3 protein-coding genes are annotated in these 14698 nt (G+C 69.1%); all 3 read left to right on the top strand.

What is annotated here, in order from left to right; genetic code table 11:
- Window positions 1-321: 321 nt before the first annotated feature.
- The 3 genes from WME96_RS14650 to WME96_RS14660 all read left to right on the top strand — a co-directional run bounded on the left by WME96_RS14650 (window position 322) and on the right by WME96_RS14660 (window position 14691).
- On the top strand, window positions 322-1230 hold the full coding sequence (locus tag WME96_RS14650; protein WP_433936074.1) for a tetratricopeptide repeat protein: 909 nt from the start codon (window positions 322-324) through the stop codon (window positions 1228-1230).
- Between the two features lie 76 nt (window positions 1231-1306).
- On the top strand, window positions 1307-12844 hold the full coding sequence (locus WME96_RS14655; RefSeq protein WP_437290733.1) for a tetratricopeptide repeat protein: 11538 nt from the start codon (window positions 1307-1309) through the stop codon (window positions 12842-12844).
- Window positions 12845-13035: 191 nt separating this feature from the next.
- Window positions 13036-14691, top strand: coding sequence for a serine/threonine protein kinase (locus WME96_RS14660; RefSeq protein WP_437290734.1), 1656 nt, complete (start codon window positions 13036-13038; stop codon window positions 14689-14691).
- Window positions 14692-14698 lie beyond the last annotated feature (7 nt).

Here is a 14698-nt window from a genome sequence, read left to right on the forward strand (position 1 = left end):
GACTTCCGCGGTTGCATCCGCCTATTCTCGCGACGCCGCGCGAGGTTGAACGCGCGCCACCTCAGGACGCTTGTGACGGTGCCACACCACGGAGCGGCGCAGCTCGCTCCGGGATGCGGGGACGGAGCGGCGTAGCCGACTCCGGGTTGCGGACAGGGAGCGGCGTAGCCGACTCCGGGTTGCTGACACGGAGCGGCGCAGCGGGCTCCGGGTTGCTGACACGGAGCGGCGCAACCGCTCCCGGGATGCTGGAGAGGGGCGACGCGACGCCCACGATCACTTGGGAGCCGGCGGCGCCGGTTTCATTCGAAAGGTGAGGAGATGAAGCTTCGGGCATTCTTGATGGTTGGGCTGGTCGCGGCGAGCGCGGCGGGGCTGGGCTGCTCCCGGCATCGGCAGGAGGCCGTCATCCTGGCGAATCAGGCCGACAAGGAGGTCGCCGTCAATCCCGAGGGGGCGGCCAACAAGTACGAGCAAGCGACCAAGCTCGACGCCACAAACCACCGCATCTTCTTCAAGCTCGCCATGGCGTACAAGAAGAAGGAGGAGTGGGACAAGGTCGCATCGACGCTTGCGCGCGCCACGCAGATCGCTCCGAAGTTCGCCAATTACTGGTTCGAGCGGGGCTGGGCGCTGGAGCAGCAGGCGAAGAAGAAGACGATCTCCTACGAAGAGGCCAAAGAGCCCTACCAGAAGTGTATCGAGAACGACCCCAACTTCGCTGACTGCTACTCGCAGCTCGGGAACGTCTACCTCTGGACGGACGACGAGCAGAAGGCGCTCGAGAACCTCACCAAGGCGATCGAGCACAACCCGAACGAGATCCGCTACTACGCGGCGCTCGCCGACCTCTACACCCGCCTCGGCTACACGAAGGAGGCCGAGCAGGTGCTCAACGAGGCGAAGTCGTTCGCGAAGCCGGGAGACAAGTACCTCTTCGGCATCCACAGCCTGCTCGCGACGGTCTATCAGGAGCGCGGGGCGACGGCGGAGATGGTGGCTGCGCTCGAGGCCGCCCGGGCGGCCGCGCCGGCGGATGGTCCCGAGTCCGTACAGATCCTCTGGAGTCTTGGGAGCACGTACGCGACCCTGGATCCGCCTCGCAAGCAGGAGGCCATCCAGATGCTCAAGGGGTTCACAACGCGCGCCTGCAAGGGATCGAGGGCGGCGAGCTTCAAGACCGAGTGCGAGACGGCGAACACGCTCGTCGCGCGGCTCGGTGGCCAGTAGCCGTGATGCCGCGCGCCGCGCGGGACACGTGAGCGTTTCAATCCGTTCGAAGGTCGGGGCCGAGGGTCGATAATCAATGGATCTTGCGCAGCGTCTCAATCATCTCGAGTCGGTTCATGACTGGCAAGGGCTCGTCGAGGAGCTCGAGAAGGGGATTGCGGCCGAAGGGGACGCGACCCGGAAGGCGGCATATCACCTGAAGCTCGGGCGGCTGCTCGAGGAGAAGTTCCTTCAGGCCGTCAAGGCGCTGAAGCACTTCCAGGACGCGTACAAGCTGAATCCAGCGCTGCTCGAGGCGCTGGAGTCGGCTCGTTCCATCTACTGGGATCTCGGCAAGACCAACATGGTCCAGAAGCTCCTGGAGCTCGAGCTGAGGAACGCCCCGGAGGGGACCGCGGCCGCCGAGCTCCTCGTGGAGCTCGGCGACGTCCTGTGCGACGCGGGCGATTTCGAGCGGGCGACGGCGACGTACGCGCGCGCGCTCGGCGTCTCCGGCGGCACGAGCGAGGAGGCGCGCGCCTGCCTCGGCGACATGCAGGTCGATCAGTCGTCGTGGGCGGCGCACATGACGGAGCTGGTCGACGCGGCCGACGCAGCCGCGACCACGAGCGAGCGCAAGAGGCTGCTGCTCCGCGCGGCGCGGCTCGCGAAGCGCTTCGATCGCGGTCAGCTCGAGGACCTGCTCCGGCGGGCGTACGAGGTGTCGCCCTCCGACAAGCAGGCCGCGGCGATGTTCGAGGGGCTGCTCGCCGAGGAGGAGCGGCCGCAGGCCATCGTGGAGACGCAGCGCCGCATCCTCGACGCGCGCTCCGGCGTGGCCCGCGGCGAGGCGGCGTTCAAGTTCGGCGTCCGCTGGGCCACGCGGCACCAGAACGTCGAGATCGGCTCGAAGCTCCTGGAAGAAGCGCTCCGGTACGACCCGTCGAACGAGGCGGCGTTCGCCTACCTGCGCGAGCTCTGGGGGACGAAGGAAGGCAACTGGGAGCGCGTCGCGGCGCTGGCGGAGAGCGCCGCCAACCAGAACGGCAGCTCCCCGTACATGATCGCGCAGGCGGGCGGCGTCGCCTGGCGGCAGCTCGGAAACCTCATCCGCGCGAGGAGCTGGTTCGAGCGGCTCGCGGCGGTCGCCCCGACGCACCCGAGCGTGAGCGCGTTCGAGGCGCAGATCGGCGAGCGCCTCACGGCCGCCGCGCCCGCGCCCGCGCCCGTGGCCGTCGCGCCTGCGGCGCCCGTGGCTGCGGCGCCCGCGCCCGCGCCCGCGCCCGTCGATCGCGCGGCGGACGCCACGCCCATCCCCGTGAGCGCGCCGCCGCCGATCAGCGTGCGCGCTCCGGTGAGCACGCCGGCGCCGGTCAGCGCGCCTGCGCCCGTGAGCGCGCCTGCGCCCGTGAGCGCGCCTGCGCCCGTGAGCGGCAGGGCGAGCACGCCCGCGGACGTCCCGGCCGACGCCTCGTCGGACGACGACGGCGGCGCGAGGACGTCGGTGGTCGCGGCAGAGCCGGCGCCGCCGGCGCGCGCGCCCGCCGAGAGCAGGCCCGCCGACTCCGAGGTCGGCCGGCGCCCGACGGCGCCGCCGCCGCCCGCCGCGGAGGCCGCGGGCCGGGTCGAGGAGCTCAAGGCCAAGGCCCAGAAGCAGGAGCAGGCCAAGCGGTACAACGAGTACGTCAAGACGCTGATCGAGATCGCCGAGGCGGTGTCGGATCCCGCCGAGAAGATCGAGAACTACTCGAAGGCGGCCGAGCTCTACTCGGGCAAGTTCTCGAACGCGGCCGAGGCGGTGAAGTGCTACGAGGCGATCCTCGCGATCGACGGCGAGCACGCGCAGGCGATCGACTTCCTCCGCCAGAGCTACGAGAAGCGGCGCGACTGGGAGAAGCTCATCGGGCTGCTCCGCCGCGAGGCCGCGGCGCTCCCGGAGGGCGGCGAGCGCGCCGCGAAGTACCTCGAGATCGCGAAGCTCGCGTCCGAGCGCGTGAAGAAGGTCGACTTCTGCATCGAGCTCTGGGACGAGGTCCTCGCGAACGACCCGGAGAACCCCGAGGCGCTGAACGCGCTGGCCGGGCTCTACGAGAAGAACAAGGACTACCAGGCGTTCGCGCGGGTGCTGCAGAAGCAGGTCGACACGACCTTCGACAGCACGCAGAAGCTCGCGCTCCTCAGCAAGCTCGCGCAGCTCTACGGCGAGCGCCTCAAGGACGACGAGGCCGCCGTCCGCGCGTGGCAAGAAGTCATCGCGCTGAACCCCCAGGACCGCAAGGCCCAGGAGGCGCTCAAGAAGGCGTACCTCCAGCTCCAGCGCTGGGACGACCTCGAGGTGTTCTACGCCGAGAGCGGCAAGTGGGACGAGTTCATCCGCGTCCTCGAGTCGCAGGAGGCGAAGGAGACCGACGACGCCGCCAAGATCAGCCTGCTGGTCAAGATCGCCGAGCTCTGGATGAACCAGAAGCAGAAGGCCGATCGCGCGGCGCGCGCCTACGAGAAGGTGCTCTCGATCGACGGCTCGCACCTCGCCGCGGCCGAGGCGCTGATCCCGATCTACACGCAGGCGAACAACCCGAAGGGGCTCGCCGGCGCGATCGAGGTGAAGCTCTCGCACGACCAGGACGACGTCTCCCGGCTCGACCTCTACCGGCAGGTGGCCGCGCTGTACGAGACGCGGCTCAAGGAGCCGCAGCGCGCGTTCGAGCGCTACCTCTCGGCGTTCCAGATCGCCCCGCAGGACGAGCAGTGCATCGACGACGTCGAGCGGGCGGCGCGCGCCACCGAGGGGTGGGACGCCCTCATCGACGCGTACTCGACGGCGATCTCGCGCGCCGAGGGCGAGGGGGACATCGCGCTCGGCGTCGACCTCCGGCTCCGGCTCGGGCGCGTGCTGCTCGACGAGGTGAAGCGCATCGACGAGGCGCTCGCGCAGTTCCGCGCCGTGTACGAGGCGGACGGCGAGAACCAGGCCGCGATCAGCGCCCTTGAGCGGCTCTACCGCGAGACGGGCCGGTTCGGCGATCTGCTCGGCATCTACGAGAAGAAGCTCGACATCATCACCGAGCCCGAGGAGCGAAAGCAGATCCTCTACGCCATCGCGGAGCTCTACGAAGGGGAGCTGCGCGACGCGGCGCGGGCGATCGCGACGTACCGCCAGGTGCTCGACGACGAGCCGACCGACCCGCAGGCGCTCGCGGCGCTCGACAAGCTCTACCGCGAGCAGCAGGACTGGGAGTCGTACGTCGACGTGCTTCGCAAGCGCATCGACTCCCCGCTCGACGAGCAGGCGCTCATCGACCTCAAGTTCCGGCTCGGGAGCACCCTCGAGAAGCACCTGAACGATGCGGCCGGAGCGCTTGAGAACTACAAGGAAATCCTGATCCTCGATCCGGGCAACGACGCGGCGCGCCTCGCGCTCGAGGCGCTGCTCTCGAACGAGTCGCTGCGGGCCGAGGCGGCGGCGATCCTGCAGGAGATCTACGAGGGGCGCGGCGACTGGGAGAAGCTGATCCAGGCGCTCGAGATCCTCGCGGCGGCCGAGGGCGACACGGCGACGCGCGTCTCGCTGCTCCGGAAGGTGGCGCGGACGGCGGCCGAGAGCCTGAACGACCTGGGCCGCGCGTTCGACGCGCAGTCGCGGGCGCTCAAGGACGACCCGTCGCACGCCGAGACCCGGGCGGAGCTCGAGTCGCTCGCCGCGCAGGCGGGCGCCTGGGATCGGCTCGACGTGATCTTCAGCGAGATCGCGGACTCGCTGAGCGACGCCCGGCTGAGCCGCGAGTACTGGATGCGGCTCGCGAGCATCCACGAGCGGCTCGGGAAGGTCGAGGACGCGGCGAACGGCTACCTCCGCGTGCTCTCGATCGATCCGGCCGACTCGGAGGCGCTCGAGGCGATGGACGCGCTCTACCGGCGCACCGAGCGCTGGGGCGATCTCATCGGCGTCTACCGGCGCCGCATCGAGCTCGTGCACGAGCCCTCCGAGCGCGAGGGCCTCTACGCGCAGATGGCCGAGGTCTACGAGCAGCGGCTCGGGCAGCCGGAGGAGGCGATCGCCGCCTACCGCGAGGTCCTCTCCATCGACGACACGAGCCTGGTCGCGCTGACCGCCCTCGACGGGCTCTTCAGCCGACAGGGCATGTGGGAGGAGCTCGCGGACAACCTCGAGGCGCAGCTCAGCATCGCCGTCGAGGAGGAGGCGCAGATCCGGCTGATGCTCCGGCTCGCCGCGCTCCGGGAGTCGCGCATGCGGCTCGTCGACTCGGCGATCGACATCTACCGGCAGGTGCTCGAGCGCGAGCCGACGAACGTCGAGGCGCTCGAGGCCCTCGAGCGCCTCGGCAAGCTCCCCGAGCACGAGGTCGCCATCGCGGAGATCCTCGAGCCCCTGTACCGCCAGTCGGGCGACTACACGAAGCTCATCGGGGTGCACGAGGTGCAGGTGCGCCGCAGCGACGACGTGACCCGTCGCGTCGAGCTGCTCCACCAGATCGCCGTGCTCTACGAGGACGCGGGCGGCGACCTCAGCTCGGCGTTCGACACCTACGCCCGGGCGCTGAGCCAGGATCCGGCCTCGGAGTCGACGCAGGAGGGGCTCGATCGGCTCGCGCGCGCGACCGGTCGCTTCGCCGACCTGGCGCGCGTCTTCGAGACGCTGGCGGCGCAGCAGACCGACGCGGAGCTCGCGAGCACGCTCTACACGATGAGCGCGCGCATCTACGAGAGCGACCTCGGCGACATGGACAGCGCCGTCGGGCACTACCGGCGCGTGCTCGAGATCGATCCGCGCAACCTGCACGCGGCCGAGTCGCTCGAGCGGCTGTTCCGGACGTCGGAGCGCTACAACGAGCTGTCGCAGATCCTCCAGCAGAAGGCGGACATCCTCGACGACCTGAACGAGAAGAAGCTCGCGCTGTTCCAGGCGGCGAGCATCGAGGAGGAGGTGCTCGAGCGGCACGACCCGGCCATCGCGGTCTACGGCAAGGTGCTCGAGCTCGACGCCGAGGACCTGCGGGCGATCGACGCGCTGACCAAGCTCTACCTGAGCCTCTCGCGCTGGCAGGAGCTGCTCTCGGTCTACGCGAAGAAGGCCGATCTCGTCCTCGATTCGGGCGAGAAGAAGCGCATCTACTACCAGATCGGCGCGGTGTACGAGCGCGAGCTCGGCAACGTGGCGAGCGCGATCGACACCTACCAGCGGGTGCTCGAGATCGATCCGGACGACCTCCAGGCGCTCGGTCGGCTCGACGTCCTCTACCAGACCGCGCAGAACTGGCTCGAGCTGCTCAGCGTGCTCCAGCACGAGGCCGAGATCACCTCGGACCCGGCCGAGGGCATCAGCTACCAGTACCGGATCGCGGAGCTCTACGAGAAGCACCTCGACGACGTGCCCCGCGCGATCGAGCTCTACCGTGACCTCCTGCAGCAGATGCCGGACCACGAGCCGACGCTCCGCGCGCTCGAGCAGATCAAGGACGGCAGCCGGGACGCGCTCGGCGCCGCCTTGGTGCTCGAGCCGATCTACGACGCGTCCGGCGAGTGGCAGAAGCTGATCAGCGTGCTCGAGGTCCGGGTCCGGGTCGCCGAGGACCCGTACGAGAAGGTCGATCTGCTCCACCGCATCGCCCGTCTCTCGGAGGAGATGCTGAGCGATCACCTCTCCGCCTTCGAGACGTACGCGCGGGCGGTGACGTGCGACATCGGCAACGAGGAGTCGCTCTCCAACCTCGAGCGGCTCGCGATGATGGTGAACCGCTGGCCGCAGGTCGCCGCGCTCTACGACACGGAGCTCGGCCGGCTCGGCGAGGAGCCGTCGCGCTTCGTCGAGCTCGGGCTCAGGCTCGCGCAGATCTTCGAGACGCAGCTCGACGACATCGACAGCGCCGTCGCGCGCTACCGGCGCGTGCTCGAGGTCGATCCGGAGAACCAGGCCGCGATCGCGTCGCTCGACCGCCTCTTCACCGCGACCGAGCGGTGGAGCGACCTCGTGGAGATCCTCTCGCGCGAGGCGGAGATCGCGCAGTCGCCGGACGAGATCCTCGAGTTCAAGTACCGGCTCGGCGTGGTGCACCAGACCCGGCTCAACGACCTGCCGGCGGCCATCGCGGCGTACCGCGAGGTGCTCACCGCGGCCCCCGAGCACACGCCGACCTTGGAGGCCCTCGAGGGGCTCTTCGCGGCCGGGATCAAGCAGATCGAGATCGGCGCGATCCTGGAGCCGCTCTACCAGGCCGCGGCCGAGTGGGAGAAGCTCGGCGGCGTGCTCGAGGCGGAGCTCGCGCACCTCACCCAGGAGTCCGACCGGCTGGCGATGTACTACCGGCTGGGCGAGCTCCAGGAGGAGCGGCTCATCTCGGTGGACGGGGCCCTCAGCGTCTACATCCGGGCGCTCAAGGAGTACCCGCGCGACGAGAAGACGCTCGAGGAGGTCGAGCGGCTCGCCGGCTCGGTCGACGGCGGCTGGGAGCTGCTCGCGAACGCGTACGCCGACGTGCTGGGCATCCACGCCGACAAGGAGGTGCAGACCAGCATCGGCAAGCGGCTGGCGCGCGTCTTCGAGACCGACCTCAGCGACGTCGCGAAGGCGGAGGAGACGTACCGGTACGTGCTCGGCATCGAGCCGCTCGAGGCGGAGGCGCTCTCCAACCTCGACCGGATCTACACGCAGCTCGAGCAGTACCCCGAGCTCGCGAGCGTGCTCGAGCAGCGGGTGCGCGCGACCGAGGACCGCCCGGAGCTCGTCGACCTCTACCTCCGGCTCGGCCAGACGTACGAGGAGCGGCTCGGCCAGCTCGACGACTCCATCCGCGCCTTCCGGCGGATCTTCGACGAGCTCGAGACGACGAACGAGCAGGCGATCAGCGCGCTCGAGCGCATCTACACGACCAAGGGGGCCTGGACCCAGCTCAAGGTCGTGCTGGAGCGCGAGCTCGAGAACGCGATGGGCGACAGCCAGGAGGCGGACATCCGCGCCAAGATGGCGCACCTGCTCGCCGATCGGCTGAACGACGTCCAGGGCGCGGTCGAGACGTGGAAGCGCGTCCTCGACCTCCGCGGTGAGGATCCGGAGGCGCTCGCGGCGCTGTCGAACCTGTACGAGCGGGTCGGGCAGTGGGCCGAGCTCTGCGACGTCCTCGAGCGGCACTACGACATCGCGATCGACGACGAGTCGCGCGTCGCGGTGCTGCTCCGCCGCGCCAAGCTGTTCCACGAGCAGCTCGGCCGCGACGACTCCTCGCTCGACGACTACCAGCGCGTGCTCGACATCGACTACGCGAACCTCGAGGCGCTCTACGCCATCGCGGCGATCTGGCGGCTGCGCAACGAGCCCGAGCAGATCGTGGGCGCGCTCCACCAGACGGTGGATCGCGCGCGGGACGTCCTGCCGGCCGAGAACGTGATCGCGCTCTACCGCGAGCTCGGGACGACCTACCAGCACGTCCTCGGGCAGTCGTACGACGCGATCGACGCCTGGCGGAAGCTGCTCGAGGTCGACCCGAAGGACTTCGAGGCGATGGCCGCCCTGGAGAACCTGCTCCGGGCGGAGGGGCGCTGGGTCGAGGTCATCGACGTCAAGATGGGCCGGGCGGCGGCCTACGAGTCGCCGGCCGACAAGGTGCGCGAGTACCTCGAGGTGGCGCAGATCTGGGAGCACCAGGTCGAGGAGAGGGACAAGGGCACGCTCGCGTACGAGAAGGTCCTGGAGCTCGAGCCGACGCACGACCAGGCCTTCGCGGCGCTCGAGCAGCTCCACGACGCGGCCCGGCGCAGCGAGCCGCTCATCGAGCTCTACCTCGCGCGGCTCGACTCGCGCGAGGAGGTGCACGAGAAGACCGAGATCCTCCGCAAGGTGGCCCGCGTCTTCGAGGAGCAGCTCGAGGACAAGCCCCAGGCCTTCGACGCGCTGCTCACGGCGTTCGAGATGGACTTCTCCGACATGGACACGGTCCGCTACCTCGAGCGCATGGCGCAGGCGACGAACCGCTGGCCCGAGCTCGTGCAGACGGTGAACGGCTGGCTGCAGCAGCAGACGGCGCCGCTCCAGAAGATCACGCTCTGCCTGCGGCTCGCCAAGTGGTACGCGGAGGACCTCGGCCACCCCGAGTACGCCCAGCCGTACTACCAGCAGATCCTCGCGTACGACCCGAACAACGTGGCCGTGCTGCGCCAGATGGCCAACTACCTCAAGAAGACCGGCCAGTGGCAGCAGCAGGGCCAGATGCTGACCAGCGCCCTCAACGTCGCGGTCACCGACGTCGACCGGAAGGAGATCCTGACCGAGCTCGGCGAGGTGCTCGAGAAGCACATGGGCGAGGTCGAGCAGGGGCTCAGCTTCTACCGGCGCGCCCTCGACGTCGATCCGCTCCACCTGCCGGCCCTCGAGGCGCTGGAGCGGATCTACACGGACCGCGATCAGTCGAACGATCTCGTCGACGTCCTGCTCCGCAAGGCGCGCGCCGTCACCGAGCCCGACGTGGTCGCGTCCGTGAAGCTGCGCACCGCCGGCCTCTACGAGACCAAGCTCGGCCTGATCGACAAGGCCGGCGCGGTCTACCGCGAGGTGCTGGACATCGACGCCTCGAACCTCCTCGCCATGCGGGGGCTCGAGCGCGTGTACACGAGCACGCACCAGTGGCCGGATCTCGTGCGCGTCCTCGAGATGCAGCTCGACGTGGTCACCACGGAGCGCGAGCGCATCGACGTGCTGATGAAGATCGCGACCCTCCAGGAGGAACAGTTCCTGAAGCCCGATCTGTCGGCCGCGCGGCTCGAGCAGGTGGTCGAGATCGACCCGTCGCACGAGCCGGCGCTCGAGGCCCTCGAGCGCTGCTACCGCCGGCTCCGCCAGTGGCACGATCTCATCAACACGTACGACCGCCACATCAACGCCGCCGAGGATCGGCAGAAGAAGATCGAGCTCTGGTCCCAGACGGCGAAGGTCTACGCGGAGGAGATCGAGGATCTCGACCGCGCGATCGACGCCTACCTGAACATCGTCGACATCCAGGACACGCACATCCCGGCCCTGGAGGCGCTGGCCAAGCTCTACGAGAAGCAGGACAACTCGTCGAAGGCCATCGAGTACATGACGCGCGTCGCCGACCTCACGGCCGACGGCAAGCAGCGCGTCGAGATGTACTACCGCATCGGCCGGCAGCTCGACGAGAAGCTCGGCGAGCGGGGGCTGGCGCAGGAGCGGTTCGAGATGGCGCTCGATCTCGACCCGTCCCACGTGCCGACGCTGGCGGCGCTGCGGGTCATCGCGATCGACGCGGCCGACTGGGACCGCGCGGCGCGCTACCTCGAGCAGGAGCAGATGAACACCGACGCGCCCCGCGCCAAGGCGCGGCTGCTCGTCGAGCTCGGCAAGCTCCGCGACGACATGCTCGGCGAGCACGCGCTCGCGGTGCAGGCGTACGAGATGGCGCTCCAGAGCGACCCCGACAACGAGGACGCCGCGATGCCGCTCCTGAGCGAGTACGTCTCCACGGAGCGGTGGGCCCAGGCCGAGCCGCTCGCGGAGATGCTCGTCCGGAAGAGCGGCAAGCGCGACCGGTCAGAGCAGCACCGGCTGCAGCGGACCTTCGGGCGGGTCCTCGAGCGGCTCGGGAAGGACGAGGCGGCGCTCAAGGCCTACACGGCCGCGCACAACCTCGACCTGACCGACCAGGAGACGATCCGGGGCCTGGCGGACGTCAGCTTCAAGCTCAGCGACTGGGCGAGCGCGCTGACGAACTACCAGAAGGTGCTCACCAGCCTGGACGAGGCCGAGACCGAGGAGCGCGCCACGGTCTACTACAAGCTCGGCTGCATCAAGCAGGCGCAGGGGCAGTCGAAGCAGGCGGTCAACAACTTCGAGAAGGCGCTCGGGGCCGAGCCCTCGCACCGGCCGACGCTCGAGGCGATGGTCTCCGTCTACGAGGGGCTCAAGGACTGGAAGCTGGTCTGCCAGTACAAGCGGCAGATCCTCGACAACGTCATGGACGGCCTCGAGCGGTTCAGGATGTTGAACGAGATCGGCGACATCTGGGTCGAGAAGGAGAACAACATCCCGAAGGGCGTGGAGGCCCTCGAGGAGGCGCTCGAGCTGGAGCCGCAGAACCACGTGCTGCTCCACAAGCTGCTCCAGCTCTACCAGCGCACGGGGCAGTGGGAGCGGATGGTGGAGTGCCTCCAGCAGATCGCCGAGCTCGAGTCGCAGCCGGATCGCAAGAGCCGCTACCTCTACACGATGGCGCAGATCTACCGCGACAAGCTGGAGGATCCGGCGCGCGCGGTGGAGCTGTTCAACGACACGCTGGACCTGAACCCGCACTCCCTCGAGGCCTTCGAGCGCATCAACAAGATCCTCACGGCGCAGAAGGAGTGGAAGCAGCTCGAGCGGGCGTACCGCAAGATGCTGCACCGGGTCGCCGGCAAGGGGAACACGGACCTCGAGTACAGCCTCTGGCACGCGCTCGGGCTCATCTACCGCGACCGGCTCGGCGACAGGACGGCCGCGGTCGAGACGTTCCGCATGGCGTCGCGGCTCAAGCCCGATGACGCGACGGAGCACCTCATCCTGGCGGAGCTCTACGAGCAGGCGGAGCAGTTCGATCTGGCCACCGGCGAGTTCCAGGCGATGGTCAAGCTCGATCCGATGAAGATCGACCCGTACAAGCGGCTCTACCGCCTGTACGTGGACGGCAAGCAGTACGACCAGGCCTGGTGCATCGCGGCGGCGCTGGCGTTCCTCCGCAAGGCCGATCCGGACGAGCAGCAGTACTTCGAGGACTACCGCCCGCAGGGGCTCATCCAGGCGAAGAGCCGGCTCGACAACGAGCAGTGGATCAGGAACCTGTTCCACGAGGAGGAGAACCTCTACGTCGGCAAGATCTTCGAGATGATCGCGGGCGCCGCGCTCAGGGCGAAGATCGAGACGCTGAAGCAGCGCAGGGAGCTGCCGGTCCTCGACCAGCGGTTCCTGCAAGATCCGGCGACCTCGACGGTGACGTTCGCCCGGACCTTCGGCTGGGCGGCCAACGTCCTCGGCATCACGGCGCCGCGGCTCTACGTGCGCAGCGACGTGCCCGGCGCGCTCGTGGCGGTGGCGAACGAGCAGCCGGCGTCCGTCGCGGGGCAGACCGTCTTGACCGGGTTCTCGCCGCAGGAGCTCACGTTCATCGTGGGCAAGCACCTCGCGATGTACCGCGGCGAGCACTACATCAAGACGCTGTTCCCGACGGTCACCGAGCTGACGGTGCTCCTCTTCGCGGGGATCAAGCTCGTCGCGCCCGACACGCCGGTGCCGCAGGACATCGAGAAGCAGATCACGGCCACCGCGCAGACGCTCCGCGGCTTCATGCAGCCCATGCAGCTCGAGGGGCTCCGGATGGTGGTCAAGAAGTTCCTCGCGGAGGGCGCGAAGGCGAACATCAAGCGCTGGGTCCAGTGCGTCGACATCACGGCGGCGCGCGCGGGCCTGCTCCTCTCGGGCGATCTCGAGATCGCCAAGAAGATCATCGCCGCCGAGCCGCAGCAGCCCGGGGATCTCCCGCCCCAGGACAAGCTCAAGGAGCTCATCACCTTCTCGACAAGCGATCAGTATTTCGCGCTGCGTCAGGCGCTCGGCATCGCCATCGGCGAGGGCTGAGCGCGCGCGGAGAACGGCCCAAGGTAGCGGAATTTTCCTCAACCATCGGAGCACCCGGGGCCGGGAGCCGTGCGCTCTCGGCCCCGGGTGTCGGTCGGGATGCACATCTCCATGAGTCTGCTTGACGAGTCAGCAATCCTTACGAACGATCGGGTGCTGTGACCTCGTCATCGATGATCGTCCGGCTCCCCGTGCAGTCCGCGAGAGGCTTCGGGAGATACAGGCTGATCGCAAAGCTGGGGCAGGGTGGGATGGCCGAGGTCTTCCTCGCTGCGCATCGCGGCCCGCTCGGGTTCGAGAAGCTTGTCGTGATCAAGCGGCTGAAGCCGGGCATCGCGACCGAGCCCGAGGTCAACGCGATGTTCCTCGACGAGGCGAGGCTCGCCGCGCGGCTGAACCACCCGAACGTCGTGCAGACGTACGAGTGCGGCCAGATCGACGACCAGTACTACATCGTCATGGAGTACCTGGAGGGGCACTCGCTCGACCGGATCTGCCGGAAGCTCGACCCCTCACGGCACCGCGCGATCTACCTGGCGATCCTCTCCGACGCGCTCGCCGGGCTGCACTACGCGCACGACCTCATGGACTTCAACGGGCAGCCGCTCCACGTGGTCCATCGCGACATCAGCCCCCACAACATCTTCGTCACCTACGACGGGCAGGCGAAGGTCGTCGACTTCGGCATCGCGAAGTGGGCGACGCGCGACGCGGACACCAGCACCGGCGTCGTCAAGGGGAAGATCCGGTACATGGCGCCGGAGCAGGCCCTCGCGACGATGGTGGATCGCCGCGCGGACGTCTTCTCGATGGGCCTGATCTTCTGGGAGCTCGTCGTGGGCGAGCGCTTCTGGGGGGATCTCTCCGACGTGCAGATCCTCCAGCGGCTCACGTTCGGCGAGATCCCGCAGCTCCGCGAGCGCTGGCCGGCGGCGCCCGAGGCGCTCGATCGCATCTGCTCGCGCGCGCTCGCGATGGCGCCTGAGGACCGGTACGCGACCGCGGCCCAGATGCGCGAGGACGTCGAGGCCTACCTCGCGACCATGGGGCGGCGCCCCTCGTCGGCGGAGATCGGCCGCCTGATCGGGGAGACGTTCGCGAACCGCCGCGCGGAGGTGCGGTCCGCGATCAGCGATCAGCTCGGTCGCCTCCACGCCGACACGGCCGACGGCCCGGAGGAGTTCGAGGTCCTGCCGGTGCTCGAGGAGCGCGGCGCCGCGCCGTGGTCCCAGCGCATGCCGATGTCGCAGATGGCCGCGCAGATGTCGCAGATGTCTCAGATGTCGCAGCCGTACGCCCATCAGGTGCCGGACCACACGCTGGGCGACGACGGCGCGCGCGAAGACAGCATCTCGAACCGCCAGACGATCCCGACGATCATGGTGGCCAACACGCAGTCGACCCGGCGGAAGGCGCTGTGGACTGCCGCGATCGCGGTGCTCTCCGTCCTGCTGATCGGCGGGGCCGCGTGGGCGGTGATGACGATGAAGTGGCCCCCGCCGGGGCCTTCTCCGGATCAGGTTTCTCCGGTCGATACGACGGGCCCGAGCCCGGGCCCCGGACCCGGCCCGACGCCTGCTCCCGTCGCCAACCTCATCGAGCTCCGGATCATCGCCACGCCGCTGGACGCGAAGATCTACCTCGACGACGTCGAGCTCCCCAGCAACCCGTTCTTCGCGCGGTTCAGCCGGGATGGCACCGGGCACCGCATCCGGGTCGCGGCCGACGGGTACACGCCGGAGGCGCGCTTCGTGGTGTTCACGCGCGACGAGGTGCTGACCATCAACCTGCGTCCGGTGGCGCAGGCGCCGACGCCCAGGTCGGGCGGCTCTTCGCCCCGGAAGTGACAGGCAG

The organism is Sorangium sp. So ce406, assembly GCF_051474675.1.
Lineage (GTDB): Bacteria > Myxococcota_A > Polyangia > Polyangiales > Polyangiaceae > Sorangium > Sorangium cellulosum_G.

Excerpts from the sequence above, each read along its gene's own strand:
- WME96_RS14655 (WP_437290733.1), top strand. The coding sequence starts at position 1,307 with ATGGATCTTGCGCAGCGTCTCAATCATCTCGAGTCGGTTCATGACTGG.
- WME96_RS14650 (WP_433936074.1), top strand. The coding sequence starts at position 322 with ATGAAGCTTCGGGCATTCTTGATGGTTGGGCTGGTCGCGGCGAGCGCG.